Below are 23,092 nucleotides of genomic sequence, written 5' to 3' on the forward strand. Positions count from 1 at the left end.
TCGTCATTCGTGGGTTGCGTTGTCGGGCGCCAGTCGGCGCAGGCCAATCAAATGGGGAAAGCTCATCATAAAAGCGCCGACATCATAGCATCGCCGCCGGCCGGGGGAAGTGTTGAACGCCGGAGGGCGGCAAATTTTTAACTGTGGTTGATGAAAACACGCTTTTTCGCCGCTCTCAATCGGAAAAAGCCCAAGCGGGCGCGTCGATTGGCGGTTTTTTCCGCGCTCTGTCGAGAAATTTTTATTGGGCATAGTCTAACCAGATGAAAAACGGCTACTATTGAGCTAGATGGCGTGTTCCTCTGCCGGCGTAGTAAGGAGATCCTATGATTCGCGAGCAAATAGAGGCAAAGTTAAGGGCGGCGTTTGAGCCCGCGTATCTGGAAGTGGTTGATGAAAGCTATCGGCATAACGTTCCGGCGGGCTCAGAAAGCCATTTCAAAGTGGTGATCGTCAGCGATCGTTTTATCGGCGAACGTTTTCTTAACCGCCACCGCGCGATTTACGGCGCGCTGGCGCAGGAGTTGGCCGACGGGGTGCACGCATTGGCGCTGCATACCTATACCTTGAAAGAGTGGGAAGGGCTGCAGGACACCGTGCCGGCTTCACCGCCTTGCCGCGGTGCGGGGACGTTGGCCTAAGGGCTAAATCTACAGGTTTCAGTGGAACTTTCACCCTGATTTAAGGTATTACTACTGGCGAATTTTGCGACGGCCTGCGGGCCGTTTCTGTTTTTTTGATGGCGGCAGCCGTATGGCATGCAGCGCAAATGTGGCGGCAGCGGGTGTTCTTTTAGGGGAATTAGGTAAAAGTGTGAGTTTAACTCGTCTTCGCCGCCCTGCTCTCCTCGACTCCCTCCGCATGCGCCGCTATAATGTCGCGTCTATTTTTCCGGAATGGTTTCGGGACACTTCTGACATCAGGGAACTCGGTTCTTATGTGGCCGTCCTGGTTCTTGGAACGGAGTTGACCGAGCACTGTGATTTTTTTGAGGTAACAAGATGCAAGTTTCAGTAGAAACCACCCAAGGCCTTGGGCGCCGTCTCTCTATTACTGTACCCGCTGATGTCATCAGTCAGGCTGTTAAAAAAGAGTTGATCAACGCGGCGAAAAACGTGCGTATCGATGGCTTCCGTAAAGGCAAAGTGCCGATGAACATCGTTGAACGTCGTTACGGCGCTTCTGTTCGTCAGGACGTTCTGGGCGATCTGATGCAGCGCAACTTCGTTGACGCTATCATCAAAGAAAAAGTGAACCCGGCCGGTGCGCCAAACTACCAACCGGGCGAGTACAAAGAAGGTGAAGACTTCACTTTCGCCGTCGAGTTCGAAGTGTATCCGGAAGTTGAGCTGAAAGGCCTGGAAACCATCGAAGTTGAAAAACCGGTTGTTGACGTGAACGATGCCGACGTTGACGCGATGCTGGAAACCCTGCGCAAACAGCAGGCGACCTGGAAAGAAACCGATCGCGCCGTGGCTGCGGAAGACCGCGTAACTGTAGACTTCACCGGCGCTATCGACGGTGAAGAGTTCGAAGGCGGCAAAGCGGCCGACTTCGTACTGGCAATGGGCCAGGGCCGCATGATCCCAGGTTTTGAAGAAGGTTTGGTGGGTCACAAAGCCGGCGAAGAATTCACCATCGACGTGAGCTTCCCGGAAGATTACCATGCGGAAAACCTGAAGGGTAAAGCCGCCAAGTTCGCTATCGTTCTGAAGAAAGTCGAAGAACGTGAATTGCCAGAGCTGACCGAAGAGTTCATCAAACGTTTCGGCGTGGCTGACGGTTCACTCGACGGCCTGCGTGCCGAAGTGCGCAAAAACATGGAACGCGAACTGAAAGGCGCGGTGCGTAACCGCATCAAAACTCAGGCTATCGATGGCCTGATTGCTGCTAACGAAATCGACGTACCAGCAGCGCTGGTCGACGGTGAAATCGATGTGCTGCGCCGCCAGGCTGCACAGCGTTTCGGTGGCAACGAACAGCAAGCGTTGGAGCTGCCGCGCGAACTGTTTGAAGAGCAAGCCAAGCGCCGCGTAGTGGTTGGCCTGCTGCTGAGCGAAGTGATCAGCAGCCACGAGCTGAAAGCAGACGAAGATCGCGTTAAGGCGCTGATCGAAGAAATGGCCTCCGCTTACGAAGATCCGAGCGAAGTCATCGAGTTCTACAGCAAAAACAAAGAGCTGATGAACAACATGCGTAACGTAGCGCTGGAAGAGCAGGCGGTTGAAGCCCTGCTGGCTAAAGCGAAAGTGACTGAAAAAGCCACCACGTTCAGCGAACTGATGAACCAAACTCAGGCGTAATGCCGGTAGACGCGCCTGGCGGATAGCCGCCCAGCGCTGAAACAAAAAAGCCCGTAGCTTCGGTTACGGGCTTTTCTTTTTTGCCACCTTGCTGATTAATATCAGCTTAATTATGGCAATATGCACTATATTTACTCTGTAACGGCGGCATTACGCCAGATGCTCAGGGGCGGGGTGGTCGCTGTGCCACTATAGGGCTATTAGCCTGTCAGGAAATGCTGTGGTGTTATTGCCGGTTGGCCTTGAAATCACGGCCAGGCTCCCCAATTAATGTTTACTCTCACATCAAAGGGTGTTTGCCGGATAACGCACAATGACAGCAACCGTCGGTCAGGCGCGGAGTATGTCGGATTCTTGGCGTAGTCATGGTGGCCGTTCTCAAGTAGAATCGGTCGGTAAGGGTGCCAAGGCAATTTCTATTAGGAGACGGTAATGTCATACAGTGGCGAACGAGATCAATTTGCACCTAGCATGGCTTTGGTGCCAATGGTGGTGGAACAGACTTCACGCGGGGAGCGTTCTTACGATATCTATTCCCGCCTGCTGAAAGAGCGCATCATTTTTCTGACCGGTCAGGTTGAAGACCATATGGCTAACCTGATTGTGGCGCAAATGCTGTTCCTGGAAGCGGAAAGCCCGGAAAAAGACATTTTCCTCTATATCAACTCGCCGGGTGGCGTGATTACCGCAGGCATGTCAATCTATGACACCATGCAGTTTATCAAACCGGACGTCAGCACCATTTGTATGGGCCAGGCGTGCTCCATGGGAGCCTTCCTGCTGACGGCAGGAACGAAAGGCAAGCGTTTCTGCCTGCCGAACTCCCGCGTGATGATTCACCAACCATTGGGTGGGTTCCAGGGCCAGGCGACCGATATTGAAATTCACGCACGGGAAATTCTGAAAGTGAAGGCGCGTATGAATGAACTGATGGCGCACCATTCCGGGCAGTCATTGGAACAGATCGAACTTGATACCGAGCGAGATCGCTTTTTGTCTGCACAAGAGGCGGTAGAATACGGCCTGGTGGACAACGTGCTGACGCACCGTAGCTAACGTGGCTTAATCCAATGCGGGCCGATGGCTACTATAATATTCAAAGCGGGTTTGGCCCGCTTTGTGTCAGCATCATCGGTGCTCTTGGTATAGGTTTGGGCGCACGGTTGCCGTAGTTTTCCTGCGGGACAAAGACTAAAGAAGAGGTTTGACTCATGACAGATAAGCGCAAAGACGGTTCGGGAAAGCTGCTGTACTGCTCTTTCTGCGGCAAAAGCCAGCATGAAGTGCGTAAGCTCATTGCTGGGCCGTCGGTGTATATCTGCGATGAATGTGTTGATCTGTGTAACGACATTATTCGCGAAGAGATAAAAGAAGTTGCCCCGCATCGCGAGCGCAGCGCACTGCCAACCCCGCATGAGATCCGTGCGCACCTGGATGATTATGTTATCGGCCAGGAGCCGGCGAAAAAAGTGCTGGCGGTTGCGGTATACAACCATTACAAACGCCTGCGCAACGGCGATACCAGCAATGGCATCGAGTTGGGCAAGAGCAATATTCTGCTGATCGGGCCGACGGGTAGCGGTAAAACGCTGCTGGCGGAAACGCTGGCGCGCTTCCTGGATGTGCCATTCACCATGGCGGATGCCACTACGCTGACCGAGGCAGGTTATGTCGGCGAAGACGTGGAAAACATCATCCAGAAACTGCTGCAGAAATGTGATTACGATGTGCAGAAGGCGCAGCGTGGCATCGTCTATATCGATGAAATCGACAAGATTTCCCGTAAATCAGACAACCCGTCCATCACCCGCGACGTGTCGGGCGAAGGCGTGCAGCAGGCGCTGTTGAAACTGATCGAAGGCACTATCGCCGCGGTGCCGCCGCAGGGCGGGCGTAAGCATCCGCAGCAGGAATTCCTGCAGGTTGATACCTCCAAGATCCTGTTTATTTGCGGCGGTGCGTTTGCCGGCCTGGATAAAGTCATCGGCCAGCGTGTCAACACCGGTTCCGGCATTGGTTTTGGCGCCACGGTGAAAGGCGAGGCGGAAAAGGCCAGCGAAGGCGAACTGCTGCTGCAGGCTGAACCGGAGGATTTGATCAAGTTTGGTCTGATCCCAGAGTTCATCGGCCGCTTGCCGGTGGTAGCGACGCTGAGCGAACTGAGCGAAGACGCGCTGATCCAAATCCTGAAAGAGCCGAAAAATGCGCTGACCAAGCAGTATCAGGCATTGTTCAACCTGGAAGGGGCCGAGCTGGAGTTCCGTGATGAAGCGCTGAACGCCATTGCCAAGAAAGCCATGGCGCGCAAGACCGGTGCACGTGGCCTGCGTTCCATCGTTGAAGGCGCGTTGCTGGACACCATGTATGATCTGCCGTCAATGGATGGCGTGGATAAAGTGGTGATCGACGAATCGGTGATTGCCGGCCAGTCTAAACCGCTGCTGATTTACGGCAAGCCTGAAGCGCAGGCATCAGGCGAATAATTAACCAGCTAAACCAGAAAGTTATCAGGAAATGGGGGATTTTATCCCCCATTTCCTTTTCCACACATTCTTGCCGTTGAATGTAAGAGATTCATCCCCATATACTCATTAACCAGATTTTGTGAAACGTGATACCCAATAGATTTCAACGTGCAGCATGGCGGCGGCTAAGCGCTCATTTCAACCGCTTAGTTCACTGGGCAACGGAGGCGTGAAAGTAGCCAACGCCGTGACAACTTGAAAGATGAAGGGTATAGATGCTTACGTCTCATGAGATTCCCCTCAAACCTGGCGGAAATTAAACTAAGAGAGAGCTCTATGAACCCTGAGCGTTCCGAACGCATTGAAATCCCCGTTCTGCCTTTGCGCGACGTGGTGGTTTATCCGCACATGGTGATCCCGTTATTTGTTGGCCGGGAAAAATCAATTCGGTGCCTCGAAGCGGCAATGGATCACGATAAGAAGATCATGCTGGTGGCACAGAAAGAGGCCTCAACGGATGAACCTGGCATTAACGATCTGTTTTCTGTCGGTACTGTAGCGTCGATCCTACAGATGCTGAAGCTGCCCGACGGCACGGTAAAAGTGTTGGTCGAAGGTTTGCAGCGCGCGCGTATCACGACGCTTTCCGACAGTGGCGAACACTTTGCCGCCCAGGCGGAATACCTTGAATCTCCGGCCATTGATGAACGCGAGCAGGAAGTGCTGGTGCGCACGGCCATTAATCAGTTTGAAGGCTATATCAAACTGAACAAGAAAATCCCGCCGGAAGTGCTGACCTCGCTCAACAGTATTGACGACGCCGCACGGCTGGCCGATACCATTGCCGCGCATATGCCGTTGAAGCTCAGCGACAAGCAGTCAGTATTGGAAATGTCCGACATCACCGAACGCCTTGAGTACCTGATGGCGATGATGGAGTCGGAAATCGATCTGCTGCAGGTTGAAAAACGCATTCGTAACCGCGTCAAAAAGCAGATGGAAAAAAGCCAGCGCGAGTATTATCTGAATGAGCAGATGAAGGCCATTCAGAAAGAGCTGGGCGAGATGGACGACGCGCCGGATGAGTATGAGGCGCTGAAGCGTAAGATCGAAGCGGCGAAAATGCCGAAAGATGCGCGTGAAAAAACCGAAGCAGAACTGCAGAAGCTGAAAATGATGTCGCCGATGTCGGCGGAAGCCACCGTGGTACGTGGCTACATCGATTGGATGTTGCAGGTGCCGTGGAATGCGCGCAGCAAGGTGAAAAAGGATCTGGTCAAGGCCCAGGAAGTGCTCGATACCGATCACTACGGCCTGGAGCGCGTTAAAGACCGTATTCTGGAATACCTGGCGGTGCAGAGCCGCGTCAGCAAAATCAAAGGGCCGATTCTGTGCCTGGTTGGGCCTCCGGGCGTGGGTAAAACCTCGCTGGGCCAGTCGATCGCCAAGGCGACCGGCCGCAAATACGTGCGTATGGCCTTGGGCGGCGTGCGTGATGAGGCAGAGATCCGCGGCCACCGCCGGACTTATATCGGTTCTATGCCGGGTAAGTTGATCCAGAAAATGGCGAAGGTCGGGGTGAAAAACCCACTGTTCCTGCTCGACGAAATCGACAAAATGTCGTCCGACATGCGTGGCGATCCGGCTTCTGCGTTATTGGAAGTGTTGGATCCGGAACAGAACGTGGCGTTCAACGATCACTATCTGGAAGTGGATTACGATCTGTCCGACGTTATGTTCGTCGCCACCTCGAACTCGATGAACATTCCGGCGCCGCTGCTGGACCGTATGGAAGTGATCCGTCTTTCCGGCTATACCGAAGACGAAAAGCTGAATATCGCCAAGCAGCACCTGTTGCCGAAGCAGATCGAACGTAATGCGTTGAAAAAGGGCGAGCTGACCGTCGACGACAGCGCGATCATCGGCATCATCCGCTATTACACCCGCGAAGCCGGGGTGCGTAGCCTGGAACGTGAAATTTCCAAGCTGTGCCGTAAGGCGGTAAAAGCGCTGTTGATGGATAAGTCGCTCAAGCACATCGAAATCAACGGCGACAACCTGAAAGACTACCTGGGCGTGCAGCGCGTCGACTACGGCCGTGCGGACACCGAAAACCGCGTGGGCCAGGTCACGGGGCTGGCGTGGACGGAAGTGGGCGGCGATCTGCTGACCATCGAAACCGCCTGTGTGCCGGGCAAGGGCAAGCTGACCTACACCGGTTCCCTGGGTGAGGTGATGCAGGAGTCGATTCAGGCGGCGTTGACCGTGGTGCGCGCGCGCGCCGACAAACTGGGCATCAACGCAGATTTCTACGAGAAGCGTGATATCCACGTGCACGTGCCGGAAGGCGCGACGCCGAAAGACGGCCCAAGCGCCGGTATCGCCATGTGTACCGCGCTGGTCTCCTGTTTGACCGGCAACCCGGTGCGCGCCGATGTGGCGATGACCGGTGAGATCACGCTGCGTGGCCAGGTATTGCCGATCGGTGGCTTGAAGGAAAAACTGCTGGCGGCGCACCGTGGTGGTATCAAAACCGTGCTGATCCCTTACGAGAACAAGCGCGATCTGGAAGAGATTCCGGATAACGTCATTGCCGATCTGGAGATCCATCCGGTTCAGAAAATCGACGAAGTTTTGAACATCGCCTTGCAAAATCCGGCCTTTGGCGCCCAGCCGGTAGCGGTAAAATAGTGATGGATCGCAAAAACCATCGATAAATCTTGCGCTGGTAAGCTATTTCGGACTTGCCAGCGTTTTTTTGTACCGCTAACTTAGGGGGCTGTCAGGCCACGTTATGCCACGCTGTGGCAGGTTATCCGGGCCTGACGGGTTTGAATAACAGCTGCGCTGTCGCAACCGTAGGGATTTTTCGGTGCGACGATAGAATTCTAGAGGGGATGGTAGAGTGAATAAGTCACAACTGATCGACAAAATTGCCGCAGATGCTGATATTTCGAAAGCGGCAGCTGGGCGTGCTTTAGATGCAATCATTGCATCCGTTACGGAATCCTTGAAGGAAGGGGATGACGTGGCTCTGGTAGGTTTCGGTTCATTTACCGTGCGTGAGCGTTCAGCCCGCACTGGCCGCAACCCACAAACCGGTAAAGAGATCAAAATTGCTGCGGCCAAAGTTCCGGCTTTCCGCGCAGGTAAAGCGTTGAAAGACGCCGTAAACTGATCGCCACATCTACCGGTCGCGTCAGCGATTTCTTGACAAACAATCACCTGACGCAACGGAGTTGGTAAGGTAAGATATAAGGCGCATCGAAACGGTGCGCTTTTTTTATTTTTGTTGCAGGGAACGCGCCTGCGCAAGGGCTTTTAATCCACATCACAGCGGAGTGTTGTCACACTATGATGGACAATTTACGCGCGGCAGCTAATCACGTCGTGCTCAAAATCATTCTGGCCTTGATTATCGTGTCATTCGTTTTGACCGGCGTGGGCAACTACCTGATCGGTGGTTCCGGCGATTATGCAGCGAAAGTCAATGGTCAGGTGATCGAACGTGCTCAACTGGAGCAGGCTTTCCAGAGTGAACGCAGCCGCATGCAGCAGCAGTTGGGTGACCAGTTCTCTGCGCTGGCGGGTAACGAAGGCTACATGCAGCAGATGCGTCGCCAGGTGCTGTCACAGTTGATTGACAACATGCTGTTGGATCAATACGCCAAAAAATTGGGCCTGAGCATCAGCGACGATCAGGTCAAGGACGCTATCCGTAAGGCCTCTTATTTTCAGACCAACGGCCAGTTCGATAATGCAAAATATCTCGATTTGATTAGCCGGATGGGCTACAGCGCGGAAAACTTCGCACAGTACATGCGCCAGCAACTGGTTAACCAGCAGGTGATTCAGGGCGTGGCGAATTCCGGCTTTATACTGCCTGCCGAATCCCAGGCCATGGCTGAACTGGTGTTGCAAGAGCGCGACGTGCGGCTGGCAACGCTGGATCTGCAAGCGTTAATCGCCAAACAGGCGGCAAGCGATGATGAACTGAGCGCCTACTACGATCAACACAAGAACAGCTTTATCGCGCCAGAGCAGGTGAAAGTCAGCTATATCCCAATGGATGCGGCGGCAATGCAGGATAAACAGGCCGCGACCGATGCGGAAATCGCCGCCTACTACGATCAGCATAAGAGCAGCTATGGCCAGCCTGAGCGCAAAAACTACAGCATCATTCAGGTGAAAACCGAAGACGAAGCAAAGGCGCTCCTGGAGCAGTTGAAAGGCGGCGCTGATTTTGCCGCACTGGCGAAAGAAAAGTCTACCGACATCATCTCCAGCCGTAACGGCGGCGAGTTGGGTTGGTTGGAACCGGAAACCACGGCGGATGAGCTTAAGCAGGCTAACCTGACGGAGAAAGGGCAGCTTTCGGGCGTGGTAGCCTCTTCCGTTGGCTACCTGATTGTGCGCCTCAATGATATTCAGCCGGAGCAGATCAAACCGTTGAGCGAAGTGCGTGATGCCATCGCACAGCAGGTGAAGCAGGAAAAAGCGGTGGATGCCTACTACGCGCTGCAACAGAAGGTCAGTGAAGCGGCTACCAGTGATAATGAATCCCTGGCATCCGCAGAAGAAGCCGCTGGGGAAAAAGCGGTTGAAACCGGCTGGTTCACGCGTGATAACGTACCGGCGGCGTTGAACTTCAAACAGTTGACCCAGGCAATCTTCGACGGTTCGCTGATCGGTGAAAACGGCGCGCCAGGCAGCAATTCCGATGTGATTAACGTTGAAGGCGATCGCGCATTCGTGGTTCGCGTTACCGGCCACAAGCCTGAAGGGATTGAGCCGTTCGACAACGTGAAAGATAAGGTTGCCGAACTGGTAAAACGCAGCAAAGCGGAGCAGGAAGCCAAACTGCAGGGTGAAAAACTGCTGGTTGAACTGAAGCAGGGCAAAGGCGATGAGGCAATGAAAGCTGCTGGCCTGAGCTTCGGCAGCGTGCAGAAGATGGCGCGTGCGCCGGAAGACAGCCCGCTGGTGGAAAGCGTGTTCGCTCTGCCACACCCGCAAGAGGGCAAGCCGGTTTATGGTATGTCGCAGGATCGCCAGGACAATGTGGTGCTGATTGCACTGGATGCGGTGAAACCGGGCACCCTGCCGGAAAACGAAATGAAAACCTTTGCTGAGAAAATGCAAGAAAGCGCCACTGGCGTGACCTTTGACTCGCTGCTGGCTAACTTGCGCACCGAGGCCAAGATTAAGATGGGTTCTGCGGAACAATCGCCGCAATAATCTCCGCATTTCTTTGCAACGCAATGTAATAACCAAAGGCCGCTTTCGCGGCCTTTTCCACATCTGGCGTCTGCCACTTGTTGCCCATCAGCCGCTGCGGCAAGGTAGCCGTGCTGTTAAACACAAGGAGGATACAGCATGCAACCGAATGAAAGAAAAGCGGCGCACTGCCCGCGTATTAATCTGAAAGCCCTGTTTGCCGCCCTGCTGCTTGGCCTGTTCAGCGTGCCGGCCAGCGCGCAGGATAACGCGCCCGATCGGCCGGTGGCGCAGCATGAAGCGGCGGCCGGCGCTGCTGAAGAAGATGCACTGGTCAGTATTAATACGGCGGGCGCCGAGCAGTTTGCCAGCGTGCTGAAGGGGGTTGGGCTGAAAAAAGCCGAAACCATTGTGCGCTACCGTGAACAGAACGGCCCATTTACGGCGATAGAACAATTACAGGAGGTGCCAGGGATCGGCCCGGCGCTATTTGAGCGCAACCGCGCCCGTTTGAAACTGTGATCGCGATCGCGGCTGTATGGCAAGCTGCCTTGGCAGCCGCGTTCTTTTGCTACATTTTACAGGTCGTACCTGTTTCGTGCTGCCGGTGCCGCCAGGCGGCGCCCAATTGCCTTATCCTCAACTGGAGTGGCTTCTGGCTATGCAAACCTCGATCAAAGTTCGCGGGTATCATCTTGATGTCTATCAGCACGTGAATAACGCGCGCTATCTGGAGTTCCTGGAAGAAGCACGCTGGGCGTGGCTGGATGAACTGGCGGCGTTTCAGTGGCTGGCGGCCAACAACGTTGCCTTTATTGTGGTGAACATCAATATCAACTACCGCAAACCGGCGCTATTGGGCGATACCCTGCTGATCGATAGCCAGGTTGAGCAACTGAACGGCAAAAGCGGGGTGTTGAGCCAATGCATCACCCGGCCGCCGGAAGGGGAGCGGGTGGCGGATGCGTTGTTAACCTTTGTGTGTGTGGATCTGCGCACCCAGCGGGCGTTGCCCATCGAAGGGGAACTGCGTGAGCACCTATTGGCGCTCACGCAGCAAAGCAGTGGGGCGTAGTGCCCATGGTGCCGGTTCGGTTGCTTCAGGCCAGCCCGGTTTTTTGCTTCAGGCTCGCCAGCACGGCCGCCTGGTTTTCCTGATATTGCCTTAACCCGTTGGCGCGCAGGTTACAGGCGGCGCATTCGCCGCAGCCATCGCCCTGAATGCCGTTATAACAGGTCAGGGTTTCCTGGCGCACGAGCGCCAACTGGTGGTAATAATCGGCCAGCGCCCAGGTTTCCGCTTTGTTCAGCCACATCAGCGGCGTTTCAAAACGAATATCGCGCGCAATACCCAGCACCACGGCGTGGTTGAGCGCCTTGACGAACGCGTCGCGGCAGTCGGGGTAGCCGGAAAAATCGGTTTCGCATACGCCGGTGATCACCGCTTCGGCTTCAACCTGGTAGGCATAAATGGCCGCCAGCGTCAGAAACAGGATATTACGGCCCGGCACAAAGGTGCTCGGCAGCGCATCGGGTTGTTCGCTGCCGTAGGCCGGCACGGGAATATTGTCGCGGGTCAGGCTACTGATCGCCAATTCATTGAGCAGGTTCACGTCCAGCACTTTGTGCGCCTTGGCGCCCAGTTGGTGGGCGAGCCGCTGAGCGACTTCGATCTCAGCACGGTGGCGCTGGCCGTAATCGAAGGTGATGCAGTGAACCTCATCATAGTGTTGTAGTGCCTGGATTAAGCAAGTCGTGGAGTCTTGTCCACCGCTGAAAACGACGACAGCACGTTTCATTCAATTAACCTTATTGGTATGGGCCCCTCCCGATGCACATTCGGGCGGCCGGAGTAGAAAATGGCGGCTGTTATGGTAGCAGATGTGCCCTTGCCCTGCATGCCCGGCAGTTCTCGCGGCTATGTGCCCGGCGGTGGCAGCCACGCCTGGCTGAAGTCAAACCAGCCGTAGGCGGTCAGCGTGACGCCATGGATATGCGGCGGGGCGTTCACCTGGTACTGGTAGTTGAAAAGCGGCGTGATGGTGGCCGTTGCCATCAGGTGCTGAAAGTAGGCCTGCAACTGGTGGAAACGCGCTAGTGGCGCAGGCTGCTGCTGGATGCGGCGCAACGTTTGCCGTTGGTGGCGCCAGCATGCCGTAGGCAGAATGCCGCGCCAGAGCACATCCTGTTGCAACCAGCTTTCCAGCGACGCCTCCGGCGCTTCGCCGATGAGCCGATCGGCCAGCAGTAGATCGGCCTGTGCCACCTGTTCTTCGCTTTGCCAGCGCTTGCCAGCGAAGTAGTGGATCTCAAGGGTGCAGCCGTGCTGGGCCAATAGGCGCTGAAGCGCCAGGGTGACCGCCTCCAGCTCCATCGGCGGGCGGTAAAGCAGCACCAGCCTGCGCGGCAACGCGACCGTTTCATCTGCAATGTGCCGTGGGATCTGCCAACCGGGCAGCATTTCCTGGCAAGGGGTAATCACCCCGTTGGGAATGGGCAGGTTATTAAGCAGGCTCGATTGCTGGATCAGCATCAGCAGCTTTTTGCCCTGGGCTTCGCTCAGGGTAGCGCGCTGCAGGTTAAGCGCCAGGTAACACCAGCCAGGGCTCAGGCTGCGCTGCACCGGGCGGGCCTGCGCCAGATCCTCCTGCTGGCCAATGGTGATCCTTACCGGATAATGGCAATTGGCGCCGCCCGGCTGCTCGGGGGTGATCCAGTATTCGATGCGTTCCAGATACGGGTGTTGCAGATGGTAGAACGGGTGCTGCTCCAGCCGTATCAGATGTGGCTCATTCAGGGCCAGTTTGAATGGCCCTGCGCCCAGCGTCGGCTCTTGCGGGTGGGGTATCAGGCACGGATATTCCGCCAGGCGGTGTGCCAGCCAGTAATCTGGCGTGTGTAGATCAAACTGCAGGCATAGCGCGTGGGGCAGGGTGATCGCCGCCACGCTGTTTAAATTTGCCTGGCTACGTGGGTGATGGCGCAGTTTTTCCAGCGTTTGCAGCAACTGCTGGCCGGTCAGGTTTTCACCGTTATGCCAACGCAACTGGCTGCGCAAGAAAAAGCGCCAACGCAGGCCGTCGCGGTCGACTTGCCAATGGTGCGCCAGATCCGGCGCCGGTTCGGGGTTGCCGGTATTAAACCGCGTTAAGCCGGCAAACAGTGTCGAAACCAGGTGTTGTTCCGCGCGGCCGGTAAGGGTGAGCGGATCGAGCGCTTCCAGTCTGCGATAATAGGGGATGCGCAGCGTCGGGCTGCCCGCCAGCCATTGCCCGCCAAGATAGGGGCTGAGCAAATCCTGCAGGTGTTGCGGCGCCAACTGAGCCATCATCAGGGCGCCCTGGTGGTCGCCGGTTTGCAGCAGCCGTTGCAGGTGGCTGGCGCGCAGTTCATCCGGGGTTTTCAGGCACTGTAGCTGCGCGCGTTTGCCGCGCCCGGCCTGGGCCTGCCAGCTAAGCCAGCCCTGTGTCTGCAGCTGTTGTACCAGGGTTCGGGCATGGCGTTCACTGCAATACAGTATCGCCGCCACGTTGCTGACGGTCACGCTGGCCGGAGTGGTGCCGAATTGTTGAAACAGGCGTTGATACTGGCAGAGGCGGTGCACCAGGCGCATAGTGAAATCCGGAAGGCTTTTGAAAAATTGTTCACTATTACTTCCGCAAATACCACCTCATACTGCAGTGATTGTAATCCTGCTCACACTTCTTAAGAGATGGCTCTATGTATCGTCTAACGGCTTTTGATATGGATGGCACACTGCTGACGCCGGCGCACCGCGTGGGGGATGAAACCCTGGCCGTGTTGAACCGGTTGATCGAACGCGGCGTTATTTTGGCCTTCGCCACCGGGCGGCACTATTTGGATGCCCGCTCGATCATGGTGCAGCTTGACCTGAAGGGGTATTTGATAACCGGTAACGGCACGCGCGTATACGACAGCGACGGCTGGCAGTTGCATGCAACCGATCTGGCCGCCGACGTAGCGGAAGAGCTGCTGCATAGTGACTGGGGGGCCCAAACCAGTACGCACGTATTCCGTGACGAAGGCTGGTTAACCGACCAAGCGGTGCCCGGCATACTGGAAGCACACCATCTGAGCGGTTTTAGTTATCAGTTGGCGGATTTGCGCCGTTTACCGGCTTTCGGCAACAGTGAGATTTGCTTCTGCGGGCCACATGAGGCGTTAATCTCGCTGCAGGGCCGGCTGCTTCAGCATTTTGGCGCCAGGATTGACGTCTGTTTTTCGGCTTATGATTGCCTGGATGTGTTGCCGCACGGTTGCAACAAAGGTTCGGCCCTGGCGTGCCTGACGGAGCACCTTGGGCTGCGGCTGGCAGACTGCATGGCGTTTGGCGATGCCATGAATGACAAAGAGATGCTGGCCGCGGTCGGCTGTGGCCTGGTGATGGGGAATGCATTGCCACAGCTTAAGGCACAGCTACCGCAGCTACAGGTTATCGGCCATTGTGAACATCAGGCGGTCGCCCATTATTTGCAGCATTGGCTGAGCGCATCTGGTTCCCCCTATACCCCCGTATGACGGAGCCCATTCCAGCCAGCCGGGTTCGCTCGCCCGGCTTTTTTATCTCAACTTATTAAGCTGTTAAGTTATGTGCTTACAGCGCGCGGAGCTGTGTCAGATAAGGTTCTACGTCCCCAATGTGGCTATTGACCCACTGCGGATTATAGTAGGTATCCAGATAACGCTCCCCGCTGTCGCACAGCAGGGTGACGATCGCCCCCTGTTCGCCACGGGTACGCATTTGCTGCGCTAACTGCAGCGCCCCCCAAACGTTGGTGCCGGTAGAGCCGCCGGCCTTGCGCCCCAGCACCTCGGCCAGCCAGTAAAGCGTCGCAATGCTGGCGGCATCCGGCACCCGCAGCATGTCATCGATTACCGAGGGGATGAACGACGGTTCCGCGCGCGGGCGGCCGATACCTTCAATCCGGCTGCCGCAGTTGGCGGTCAGTGAGCGATCGCCACGGTGGTAGCAGTCATAAAATACCGAGTTTTCCGGATCCACAATGGTGAGCCGAGTGTCATGGCCCTTATAGCGGATATAGCGCCCCAGCGTGGCGGAGGTGCCGCCGGTACCAGCGCTCATGACAATGTGTCTGGGCACCGGAAAAGGTTCGTGCGCCATTTGGCGGAAAATACTGTCGGCGATATTGTTGTTTCCGCGCCAGTCGGTGGCCCGCTCTGCGTAGGTGAATTGATCCATGTAATGGCCATTGAGCGTGTTGGCCAATTCTTCCGAGGCGGCATAAATCTGTGCGGAATTATCGACAAAATGGCAGCGCCCGCCATAGAAGGTGATCTGTTCCACCTTACGGCGTGCGGTGGATGAGGGCATCACGGCGATAAACGGCAAGCCGATCAGTCGGGCGAAATAGGCTTCGGATACCGCGGTACTGCCGGACGAGGCTTCGATAATCGTGGTGTTTTCCGTGATCCAGCCGTTGCACAGGCTATAAAGAAACAGCGAGCGCGCTAAGCGGTGTTTCAGGCTACCGGTGGGGTGCGTGCTTTCATCCTTGAGGTACAGGTTAATGCCGGGGAAGTTCGGCAAGTTCAGGCGGATCAGGTGCGTATCGGCTGAGCGTTGGAAATCCGCTTCTATTTCGCCGATCGCATATTTTACCCAAGCGTTTGTCATCATCAGGCCTCAGAATAGGGAAGGTTATGTGGGCTAGCATAGCGTTTCCATCAGGGAAAAAGGTTGCCATTTAGCCTACAGTTTTGGCTAAATGGAGAAAATTTTTCTCTGGAGTGGCGTTATGTTGGATAAAACAGACCGTAAGTTGTTAAACCTGCTGCAACAGGATTGCACACAGCCGCTGCAGGCGCTGGCCGATGCGGTGCATCTGACGTCAACCCCCTGCTGGAAACGGTTAAAGCGCCTGGAAGATGAAGGATACATCCGCAAGCGCGTGGCGCTGCTGGACAGCGATAAACTGGGCCTTGGGCTAACGGCGTTTGTTTTGATTAAAACCCAGCAGCACAGCAGTGATTGGTATCAGGCGTTTGTGCAGTTCACCCGACAAATGCCCGAAGTCCTGGCATTTTATCGCATGGCCGGGGAATACGATTATCTGATGCAGGTGGAAGTGGCTGATATGAAGAGCTACGACAATTTTTACAAGCGCCTGGTGAATGGCGTGCCGGGGCTGATTGATGTGACTTCAAGCTTCGCGATGGAAAAAATCAAATACACTACCGCACTGCCGTTGGCGGAGTGAAAAGTTCAACAAACTGGCCGGTTAACAATGGTATTCTACTGCGCTAAAACGTGGGGGCCTCTACGCGCTGCGCGAGATGGGCAGGTAACCCCGGCAAGAGACAAATGTACCGCGGCCGGGCGCCGTTCGCCGAATCAAAGGAACTAAACCACTATCTTCTGGAATAAAACTGCGTGAGATTATTTGCTCAAATCGGCTGGTACTTCCGCCGTGAATGGCGCCGCTACCTGGGGGCTGTGGCGCTACTGATCATCATCGCGATACTGCAACTGCTGCCGCCCAAGCTGGTGGGTATTATCGTCGATGGCATTACGCAAAAGCAGATGTCCACCGGCATGCTGATGGCATGGCTGGGGCTGATGTTAGGCACGGCGATTGTGGTTTACCTGCTGCGTTATGTATGGCGGGTGCTGTTGTTCGGCGCGGCTTATCAACTGGCGGTTGAACTGCGCGAGCGCCTTTATCAACAGCTTAGCCGCCAGAACCCTTCCTTCTACCTGCGCCACCGCACCGGAGATCTGATGGCGCGCGCCACCAATGATGTGGATCGCGTGGTTTTTGCCGCCGGCGAGGGGGTGTTGACGCTGGTGGATTCGCTGGTCATGGGGCTGGCGGTGTTGGTGGTGATGAGCACGCAAATCAGCTGGCAACTGACCCTGTTGGCGCTGATCCCTATGCCGGTGATGGCGATTATCATCAATTATTATGGCGATCAACTGCACCAGCGCTTTAAGTCCGCCCAGGCGGCGTTCTCCAGCCTGAACGATCAGGCGCAGGAGAGTATGACCAGTATCCGCATGATCAAGGCATTCGGCCTGGAGGATCGCCAGTCGAGCCAGTTTGCCGAAGTGGCGGCACAAACCGGCGCCAAGAACATGCAGGTGGCGCGGATAGACGCCAGGTTCGATCCCACCATTTACAGTGCTATCGGTGCGGCCAACCTGCTGGCGGTGGGCGGCGGTAGCTGGATGGTGGTGCAGGGCACGCTAACGCTGGGCCAGTTGACCAGTTTTGTGATGTACCTTGGCCTGATGATTTGGCCGATGTTGGCTCTGGCCTGGATGTTCAATATCGTTGAGCGCGGTAGCGCCGCCTATAGCCGAATTCGCAGCCTGTTGGACGATGCGCCGGTGGTAAAGGATGGCGAACAGGATCTGCCCGCCGGGCGCGGCGTTCTGGCTGTGGACATCCGTGCCTTCCACTATCCGCAAAATTCGCGCCCGGCGCTGCATGATGTGGCGCTGAACCTGGCGCCCGGGCAAATGTTGGGGTTATGCGGCCCCACCGGCGCGGGAAAAACCACCTTGCTGGCGTTGATCCAGCGCCAGTTTGATATCGATGACGGCCAGATCAGCTACAACGGCCTGCCGCTGACGCAGCTGAAATTGGATGCATGGCGTTCGCGCCTGTCGGTGGTGAGCCAAACGCCGTTCCTGTTTTCTGACAGTGTGGCGAACAATATCGCCCTGGGTAAGCCGGGGGCCACGCAGCAGGAAATCGAACAGGCGGCGCGCCTGGCCAGGGTTCATGACGACATTCTGCGCCTGCCGCAAGGGTATGAAACCGAAGTGGGCGAGCGCGGGGTGATGCTCTCCGGCGGGCAAAAGCAGCGTATTTCTATTGCGCGTGCGCTGCTGCTGGAAGCTGAAATTTTAATTCTGGATGATGCGCTTTCCGCCGTTGATGGCCGCACCGAACACCAGATCCTGCACAATTTGCGCAGTTGGGGGAAAAACCGCACGGTCATCATCAGCGCCCACCGCCTCTCGGCGCTGACGGAAGCCAGCGAGATCCTGGTGATGCAGCATGGCACGGTGGTGCAGCGCGATGTGCATAGCGAGTTGGCGGCCCAGCCCGGCTGGTATCGCGACATGTACCGTTACCAGCAGTTGGAAGCGGCGCTGGATGATGTTGCCGACATCGTGGAAGAAAAGGTAGCGAATGAATAATGTGCAAAAGCAGTGGCCGACGCTGAAACGGCTGCTGGCCTATGGATCGCCATACCGTAAAATGCTGGGTCTGGCAGTGGTGATGCTATGGATTGCCGCGGCGGCCGAAGTCGCCGGGCCGATTTTGGTCAGCTATTTTATTGATAGCTATGTATCCAAAGGAAATCTGCCGGTGATGATCACCGCCGGGCTGGCGGTGGCCTATGTGTTGCTGGAACTGCTGGCGGCGGCGTTGCATTACTTTCAGGCCATTTTGTTCAACCGGGCGGCGGTTGGCATAGTGCAGCGCTTGCGCACCGAGGTGATGGACGCGGCCTTGCGCCAGCCGCTCAGCGCCTTTGATACTCAGCCGGTGGGGCAGTTGATCTCGCGCGTGACCAACGACACCGAAGTCATCAAGGATTTGTATGTCACGGTCGTCTCCACCGTGCTGAAAAGCGCGGCGTTGATCGGCGCGATGCTGGTAGCGATGTTTGGCCTTAACTGGCGGATGGCGCTGGTGGCGATCTGCATTTTCCCCGCGGTGATCGTAGTGATGTGGGTATACCAATACTACAGCACGCCGATCGTCCGGCGAGTGCGCCACTATCTGGCTGATATCAACAATGGCTTCAACGAAGTGATTAACGGCATGAGCGTTATCCAGCAGTTTCGTCAACAAGCCCGCTTCAGTGAGAAAATGAACAACGCCAGCCGCGCGCATTACTTCGCGCGTATGCAGACATTGCGCCTTGACGGTTTCCTGCTGCGGCCGTTGCTCAGCCTGTTTTCCGCCATGGTGCTTTGCGGCTTGTTGATGCTGTTCAGCCTGGGGGGGCAAGGCACAATCGGCGTGGGGGTGCTGTATGCCTTTATCAGTTACCTTGGGCGTTTGAATGAGCCGTTGATCGCGCTGACGTCGCAGCAATCCATGCTGCAGCAGGCGGTGGTTGCCGGTGAGCGCATCTTTGAATTGATGGATCGCCGCCAGCAAAGCTATGGTGCTGACGATCGGCCGTTGGCCAGCGGTAGCATCGAGGTTGCTAACGTCAGCTTTGCCTACCGTCATGATAAGCCGGTCTTGCAGCATATCTCGCTTCGGGTGCCTTCCCGCGGCTTTGTGGCGCTGGTGGGCCACACCGGCAGTGGTAAAAGCACGCTGGCGAATTTGCTGATGGGCTATTATCCGGTCAATGAGGGCGAGGTGCGGCTGGACGGCCGGCCGTTGCCCAGCCTGTCGCACCGGGCGCTGCGCACGGGCGTGGCCATGGTGCAGCAGGATCCGGTGGTTATCGCCGATTCAGTGCTGGCCAACGTCACGCTGGGGCGCGATATCAGTGAAGTGGCGGTCTGGCAGGCGCTGGAGACGGTGCAACTTGCCGAGTTGGTGCGCGGTTTTCCCGAGGGCATCCATACCCGCCTGGGGGAACAGGGGAACAACCTGTCGGTCGGGCAGAAGCAGTTGCTGGCCATGGCGCGCGTCCTGGTGCAGGCGCCGCAGATCCTGATCCTCGACGAAGCCACCGCCAATATTGATTCCGGCACGGAACAGGCGATTCAGCGTGCCCTGGGCCTGATTCGTGAACAGACGACGCTGGTCGTGATTGCTCACCGCCTGTCGACCATTGTGGATGCGGATGCCATCCTGGTATTGCACCACGGCCACGCAGTCGAGCAGGGGACGCACCAGCAGCTGCTGGCGCAACGTGGCCGCTACTATCAGATGTATCAATTGCAACTGGTGGGGGATGAGCTGGCCGCCGCAATGCAGGAGGACTCCCAGCCCGTATAGGGCCTGTCGTCACTTCAGGTTCGCACTTGTCAGCGCGATTTCCTCTCCGGCAGGAGAGGAAATCAATGCCTCGCCTGGCCGCGCGGCGCACCGTAAAAATGCCCACGCACCACGATCAAGCATTCTCTCCCTTAAACGCCCCGGCATGCGCTTTTATGGCACACGATGCACCGTTTTGGTGCGCGTTAGCGAATCTTTGCAGGCAACGGCCAACACCGCGCACGCCCTACCGTGCCTTTGGCTGCCTCTCCAACGGTTAATTTGCTGAAATTCTGCGCAAAATTATTTGTGGCATAACCTTTGCTTTAATACCCCCGTACAAGGGTGAGTTTGAGCTTAATTCGTGGAGGGGGCAATATGAAGCTGGTTACCGTGGTGATAAAGCCATTCAAACTGGAGGACGTGCGTGAAGCCCTATCCTCTGTGGGTATTCAAGGGCTGACCGTAACCGAAGTGAAAGGGTTTGGTCGCCAGAAGGGGCATGCTGAGCTTTATCGTGGAGCCGAATACAGCGTCAACTTCTTACCTAAAGTTAAGATTGATATCGCAATCGCCGACGATCAGTTGGATGAAGTTATTGATGTTATTAGTAAGGCGGCCTACACCGGTAAGATTGGTGACGGCAAAATTTTCGTTGCCGAATTGCAACGTGTTATTCGTATTCGCACAGGCGAAACAGACGAAGCAGCTCTGTAAATCACAGGCTCAGTTAAGTAAATGGGGATGGATTGATAATGAAAAAACTTTTATCCATGTTGGGCCTGGGTACGCTGACTATGGCTCCTTCTTTGGCCATGGCGGCTCCGGCAGTGGCAGATACTGGTGATAACGCGTTTATGATGATTTGCACCGCTTTGGTGCTGTTCATGACTATGCCTGGCATTGCGCTGTTCTACGGCGGTTTGCTGCGTTCTAAAAACATATTGTCTATGCTGACTCAGGTCGCCGTGACCTTTGCGATGATCTGTGTGCTCTGGGTGCTGTATGGCTATAGCCTGGCGTTCAGCGAAGGCAATGCGTTCTTCGGCGGTTTTCAAACGGCGCTGCTGAAAGGTATTGGTGTGGAAAGCCTGACCGGCACCTTCAGCCAAATGGTTCACGTCGCGTTCCAATGCTCCTTTGCGTGCATTACCGTGGCGCTGGTGATCGGTGCGTTTGCTGAACGTATCCGTTTCTCCGCAGTGCTGATTTTCGCTGCGATCTGGTTCACCATTTCCTATCTGCCGATCGCTCACATGGTGTGGGGCGGTGGTTACCTGGCTGCCGACGGCGCGCTGGACTTTGCCGGTGGCACCGTGGTGCACATCAATGCGGCAAGTGCTGGCCTGATTGGCGCTTACCTGTTGGGCAAACGTGCCGGGTTTGGTAAAGAAGCGTTCAAACCGCATAACCTGCCGATGGTATTCACCGGTGCAACTATCCTGTACATCGGCTGGTTCGGCTTTAACGCCGGTTCTGCCAGCGCCGCGAACGGGATTGCCGCTCTGGCGTTCCTGAACACGGTTATCGCAACTGCTGGGGCCATCCTGTCCTGGACCTTTGCGGAATGGATCCTGCGCGGCAAGCCTTCACTGCTGGGCGCAAGCTCCGGCTGTATCGCTGGCCTGGTTGCGATTACGCCGGCTGCGGGTACCGTGGGTGTTGGCGGTGCGTTGATTATCGGCCTGGTGGGCGGCATTGCCGGCCTGTGGGGTGTGGTAACGCTGAAAAAATGGCTGAAAGTGGATGATACCTGTGACGTGTTTGGTGTGCACGGCGTGTGCGGTATCGTTGGCTGTATCCTGACCGGCGTGTTTACCGCTTCTTCTCTGGGCGGCACTGGCTACGCAGAAGGCGTGACCATGGGCCATCAGGTATGGGTGCAGCTGGTTAGCGTAGTGATTACTCTGGTATGGTCAAGCGTGGCCGCGTTCATCGCCTTCAAGGTTGCGGGTGCTATCGTTGGCCTGCGTGTACCGGAAGATCAAGAACGCGAAGGCTTGGATCTCAACAGCCATGGTGAGAGCGCCTACAACGAATAAACATTGAAGATGGGCAGTGCGCTGAATATTTAATAAAAAAATATAACGATAGAAAAGGGCGATGGTGACATCGCCCTTTTGCTATTTTATTCCGCCGAATGGCGGCGGATAACGCCTTCCTGCACCGTACTGGCGACCAAAATGCCGTCGCGGGTATAGAACTGGCCGCGCACAAAGCCGCGCGCGCCGGAGGCTGAAGGGCTTTCTACCGCATACAGCAGCCAGTCATCCAGGCGGAAAGGGCGATGGAACCACATCGAGTGATCGATGGTGGCAACCTGCATGCCGGGTTCCAGGAAGCCATGCCCGTGGGGTTGGAGCGCGGTCGGTAAAAAGTTGAAGTCAGACGCATAGCCCAGCAGGTATTGATGGGTGCGCAGATCGTCCGGCATGCTGCCGTTGGCGCGGAACCAAACGTAGCGGTGGGGTTCTTCCACGCTGCCCTGTAGCGGGTTATGGAATTTAACCGGGCGCATTTCAATCGGTTTTTGACCGGTGAACTTATCGCGGATCGTTTCCGGCAGCAGGTGAGCGACTTTCTGCGCGATCTCGGATTCCGACATCAGCGTTTCCGGCGGTGGTACATCCGGCATGGTGTTTTGGTGCTCAAAGCCGCTTTCCTGGCTCTGGAACGACGCTGTCATGTAGAAGATCGGCTTGCCGTTTTGAATCGCGCTGACCCGGCGGGCGCTGAAACTGTTGCCATCGCGCAGGTTTTCCACATCGTAGACAATCGCTTTGCTGCTATCGCCGGGGCGCAGGAAATAGCTATGAAATGAGTGCACCGTGCGTTCAGCCGGCACCGTTTGTTTGGCGGCATACAGCGCCTGGCCGACAACCTGGCCGCCGAATACCTGGCGCAGGCCCAGGTCTTCACTTTGGCCGCGGAACAGCCCTTCTTCTATTTTCTCCAGATCGAGCAGATCGAGGAGGTTTTTCAATGCCTGGCTCATGCATTCATCCTTTATTTCTTGTCTCTGGCGCAGTGTGCGGAAATGGGTAGCCGCTCGTCAATATACCGCGTTGCGTGGCAAAAGTGCGTGTGTTTAATTACCCGTGTAATCAGCGGGTTGTACGATTAAGAATCGAACGTCCGTGTGTTATCAGGATAATGTGCTAACTTTAAT

General features: G+C 56.1%; 20 protein-coding genes. 15 read left to right on the forward strand and 5 right to left on the reverse strand.

Features of this window, described 5'->3' with window-relative positions; genetic code table 11:
• Window positions 1-3: 3 nt before the first annotated feature.
• Window positions 4-252: a hypothetical protein gene (locus ABFX35_RS01530; protein WP_131929011.1), complete on the reverse strand. Its 249-nt coding sequence runs from the start codon at window positions 250-252 to the stop codon at window positions 4-6.
• A gap of 74 nt (window positions 253-326) precedes the next feature.
• Between ABFX35_RS01530 and bolA the strand changes: the two genes are divergently transcribed.
• The 9 genes from bolA (at window position 327) to ABFX35_RS01575 (ending at window position 11,060) form a co-directional block, all read left to right on the forward strand.
• A complete protein-coding gene (gene bolA / locus ABFX35_RS01535) occupies window positions 327-641 on the forward strand; it encodes a transcriptional regulator BolA (protein ID WP_095845605.1) in 315 nt (104 codons plus the stop codon).
• A gap of 360 nt (window positions 642-1,001) precedes the next feature.
• On the forward strand, window positions 1,002-2,303 hold the full coding sequence (gene tig / locus ABFX35_RS01540; RefSeq protein WP_279023037.1) for a trigger factor: 1,302 nt from the start codon (window positions 1,002-1,004) through the stop codon (window positions 2,301-2,303).
• A gap of 432 nt (window positions 2,304-2,735) precedes the next feature.
• Window positions 2,736-3,359 (forward strand): ATP-dependent Clp endopeptidase proteolytic subunit ClpP, encoded by a 624-nt coding sequence (gene clpP / locus ABFX35_RS01545; RefSeq protein ID WP_095845603.1) that lies wholly within the window; start codon window positions 2,736-2,738, stop codon window positions 3,357-3,359.
• A gap of 155 nt (window positions 3,360-3,514) precedes the next feature.
• Window positions 3,515-4,786 (forward strand): ATP-dependent protease ATP-binding subunit ClpX, encoded by a 1,272-nt coding sequence (gene clpX / locus ABFX35_RS01550; protein ID WP_095845602.1) that lies wholly within the window; start codon window positions 3,515-3,517, stop codon window positions 4,784-4,786.
• 318 nt (window positions 4,787-5,104) lie between these two features.
• On the forward strand, window positions 5,105-7,459 hold the full coding sequence (gene lon / locus ABFX35_RS01555; protein WP_279023040.1) for an endopeptidase La: 2,355 nt from the start codon (window positions 5,105-5,107) through the stop codon (window positions 7,457-7,459).
• A gap of 214 nt (window positions 7,460-7,673) precedes the next feature.
• Window positions 7,674-7,946, forward strand: a complete 273-nt coding sequence (hupB, locus tag ABFX35_RS01560) for a nucleoid-associated protein HU-beta (RefSeq protein ID WP_095845600.1) — start codon at window positions 7,674-7,676, stop codon at window positions 7,944-7,946.
• 176 nt (window positions 7,947-8,122) lie between these two features.
• On the forward strand, window positions 8,123-10,006 hold the full coding sequence (gene ppiD / locus ABFX35_RS01565; RefSeq protein ID WP_346078777.1) for a peptidylprolyl isomerase: 1,884 nt from the start codon (window positions 8,123-8,125) through the stop codon (window positions 10,004-10,006).
• Window positions 10,007-10,144: 138 nt separating this feature from the next.
• A complete protein-coding gene (locus ABFX35_RS01570) occupies window positions 10,145-10,507 on the forward strand; it encodes a ComEA family DNA-binding protein (protein WP_279023044.1) in 363 nt (120 codons plus the stop codon).
• A 139-nt stretch (window positions 10,508-10,646) separates the two neighbouring features.
• A complete protein-coding gene (locus ABFX35_RS01575) occupies window positions 10,647-11,060 on the forward strand; it encodes an acyl-CoA thioesterase (RefSeq protein WP_279023046.1) in 414 nt (137 codons plus the stop codon).
• A gap of 25 nt (window positions 11,061-11,085) precedes the next feature.
• On the opposite strand, the gene queC is transcribed toward ABFX35_RS01575, so the two are convergent.
• Both queC and ABFX35_RS01585 read right to left on the reverse strand, forming a co-directional pair.
• Window positions 11,086-11,784: a 7-cyano-7-deazaguanine synthase QueC gene (gene queC / locus ABFX35_RS01580; protein WP_279023048.1), complete on the reverse strand. Its 699-nt coding sequence runs from the start codon at window positions 11,782-11,784 to the stop codon at window positions 11,086-11,088.
• Window positions 11,785-11,903: 119 nt separating this feature from the next.
• Window positions 11,904-13,598 carry an SgrR family transcriptional regulator gene (locus tag ABFX35_RS01585; protein ID WP_346078780.1) on the reverse strand — a complete coding sequence of 565 codons (1,695 nt, stop codon included), beginning with the start codon at window positions 13,596-13,598 and terminating at the stop codon, window positions 11,904-11,906.
• A 107-nt stretch (window positions 13,599-13,705) separates the two neighbouring features.
• On the opposite strand from ABFX35_RS01585, the gene cof reads away from it, so the two are divergent.
• Window positions 13,706-14,524 carry an HMP-PP phosphatase gene (gene cof, locus ABFX35_RS01590; RefSeq protein WP_346078782.1) on the forward strand — a complete coding sequence of 273 codons (819 nt, stop codon included), beginning with the start codon at window positions 13,706-13,708 and terminating at the stop codon, window positions 14,522-14,524.
• Between the two features lie 76 nt (window positions 14,525-14,600).
• On the opposite strand, the gene ABFX35_RS01595 is transcribed toward cof, so the two are convergent.
• Complete coding sequence (locus ABFX35_RS01595; RefSeq protein WP_346080813.1) at window positions 14,601-15,641, reverse strand: PLP-dependent cysteine synthase family protein; 1,041 nt, start codon at window positions 15,639-15,641, stop codon at window positions 14,601-14,603.
• Window positions 15,642-15,762: 121 nt separating this feature from the next.
• Between ABFX35_RS01595 and ABFX35_RS01600 the strand changes: the two genes are divergently transcribed.
• The 5 genes from ABFX35_RS01600 to amtB all read left to right on the forward strand — a co-directional run bounded on the left by ABFX35_RS01600 (window position 15,763) and on the right by amtB (window position 21,965).
• The gene (locus tag ABFX35_RS01600; RefSeq protein WP_279023053.1) at window positions 15,763-16,224 is read left to right on the forward strand and encodes an Lrp/AsnC family transcriptional regulator; all 462 of its coding nucleotides are present in this window, start codon (window positions 15,763-15,765) and stop codon (window positions 16,222-16,224) included.
• Between the two features lie 173 nt (window positions 16,225-16,397).
• Window positions 16,398-18,173 (forward strand): SmdA family multidrug ABC transporter permease/ATP-binding protein, encoded by a 1,776-nt coding sequence (locus ABFX35_RS01605; protein WP_346078784.1) that lies wholly within the window; start codon window positions 16,398-16,400, stop codon window positions 18,171-18,173.
• Window positions 18,166-19,944 (forward strand): SmdB family multidrug efflux ABC transporter permease/ATP-binding protein, encoded by a 1,779-nt coding sequence (locus tag ABFX35_RS01610; protein ID WP_279023057.1) that lies wholly within the window; start codon window positions 18,166-18,168, stop codon window positions 19,942-19,944. Before ABFX35_RS01605 ends, ABFX35_RS01610 begins: the two co-directional genes overlap by 8 nt.
• A 357-nt stretch (window positions 19,945-20,301) precedes the next feature.
• Window positions 20,302-20,640 carry a P-II family nitrogen regulator gene (glnK, locus tag ABFX35_RS01615; protein ID WP_002208627.1) on the forward strand — a complete coding sequence of 113 codons (339 nt, stop codon included), beginning with the start codon at window positions 20,302-20,304 and terminating at the stop codon, window positions 20,638-20,640.
• Between the two features lie 38 nt (window positions 20,641-20,678).
• Window positions 20,679-21,965 carry an ammonium transporter AmtB gene (gene amtB, locus ABFX35_RS01620; RefSeq protein WP_121525299.1) on the forward strand — a complete coding sequence of 429 codons (1,287 nt, stop codon included), beginning with the start codon at window positions 20,679-20,681 and terminating at the stop codon, window positions 21,963-21,965.
• A gap of 86 nt (window positions 21,966-22,051) precedes the next feature.
• Here amtB and tesB read toward each other — a convergent pair whose 3' ends face one another.
• The gene (gene tesB / locus ABFX35_RS01625) at window positions 22,052-22,918 is read right to left on the reverse strand and encodes an acyl-CoA thioesterase II (protein ID WP_279023061.1); all 867 of its coding nucleotides are present in this window, start codon (window positions 22,916-22,918) and stop codon (window positions 22,052-22,054) included.
• Window positions 22,919-23,092: the final 174 nt, after the last annotated feature.

The organism is Gibbsiella dentisursi, from assembly GCF_039539505.1.
In the GTDB taxonomy this organism is placed as follows: Bacteria; Pseudomonadota; Gammaproteobacteria; order Enterobacterales; family Enterobacteriaceae; genus Gibbsiella; species Gibbsiella quercinecans.

Excerpts from the sequence above, each read along its gene's own strand:
- glnK (WP_002208627.1), top strand. The coding sequence starts at position 20,302 with ATGAAGCTGGTTACCGTGGTGATAAAGCCATTCAAACTGGAGGACGTG.
- ABFX35_RS01610 (WP_279023057.1), top strand. The coding sequence starts at position 18,166 with ATGAATAATGTGCAAAAGCAGTGGCCGACGCTGAAACGGCTGCTGGCC.
- ABFX35_RS01575 (WP_279023046.1), top strand. The coding sequence starts at position 10,647 with ATGCAAACCTCGATCAAAGTTCGCGGGTATCATCTTGATGTCTATCAG.
- ABFX35_RS01600 (WP_279023053.1), top strand. The coding sequence starts at position 15,763 with ATGTTGGATAAAACAGACCGTAAGTTGTTAAACCTGCTGCAACAGGAT.
- amtB (WP_121525299.1), top strand. The coding sequence starts at position 20,679 with ATGAAAAAACTTTTATCCATGTTGGGCCTGGGTACGCTGACTATGGCT.
- ABFX35_RS01570 (WP_279023044.1), top strand. The coding sequence starts at position 10,145 with ATGCAACCGAATGAAAGAAAAGCGGCGCACTGCCCGCGTATTAATCTG.
- bolA (WP_095845605.1), top strand. The coding sequence starts at position 327 with ATGATTCGCGAGCAAATAGAGGCAAAGTTAAGGGCGGCGTTTGAGCCC.
- ABFX35_RS01530 (WP_131929011.1), bottom strand. The coding sequence starts at position 252 with ATGCCCAATAAAAATTTCTCGACAGAGCGCGGAAAAAACCGCCAATCG.
- clpP (WP_095845603.1), top strand. The coding sequence starts at position 2,736 with ATGTCATACAGTGGCGAACGAGATCAATTTGCACCTAGCATGGCTTTG.
- queC (WP_279023048.1), bottom strand. The coding sequence starts at position 11,784 with ATGAAACGTGCTGTCGTCGTTTTCAGCGGTGGACAAGACTCCACGACT.
- ppiD (WP_346078777.1), top strand. The coding sequence starts at position 8,123 with ATGATGGACAATTTACGCGCGGCAGCTAATCACGTCGTGCTCAAAATC.
- ABFX35_RS01595 (WP_346080813.1), bottom strand. The coding sequence starts at position 15,641 with ATGACAAACGCTTGGGTAAAATATGCGATCGGCGAAATAGAAGCGGAT.
- cof (WP_346078782.1), top strand. The coding sequence starts at position 13,706 with ATGTATCGTCTAACGGCTTTTGATATGGATGGCACACTGCTGACGCCG.
- tig (WP_279023037.1), top strand. The coding sequence starts at position 1,002 with ATGCAAGTTTCAGTAGAAACCACCCAAGGCCTTGGGCGCCGTCTCTCT.
- clpX (WP_095845602.1), top strand. The coding sequence starts at position 3,515 with ATGACAGATAAGCGCAAAGACGGTTCGGGAAAGCTGCTGTACTGCTCT.
- ABFX35_RS01585 (WP_346078780.1), bottom strand. The coding sequence starts at position 13,598 with ATGCGCCTGGTGCACCGCCTCTGCCAGTATCAACGCCTGTTTCAACAA.
- lon (WP_279023040.1), top strand. The coding sequence starts at position 5,105 with ATGAACCCTGAGCGTTCCGAACGCATTGAAATCCCCGTTCTGCCTTTG.
- tesB (WP_279023061.1), bottom strand. The coding sequence starts at position 22,918 with ATGAGCCAGGCATTGAAAAACCTCCTCGATCTGCTCGATCTGGAGAAA.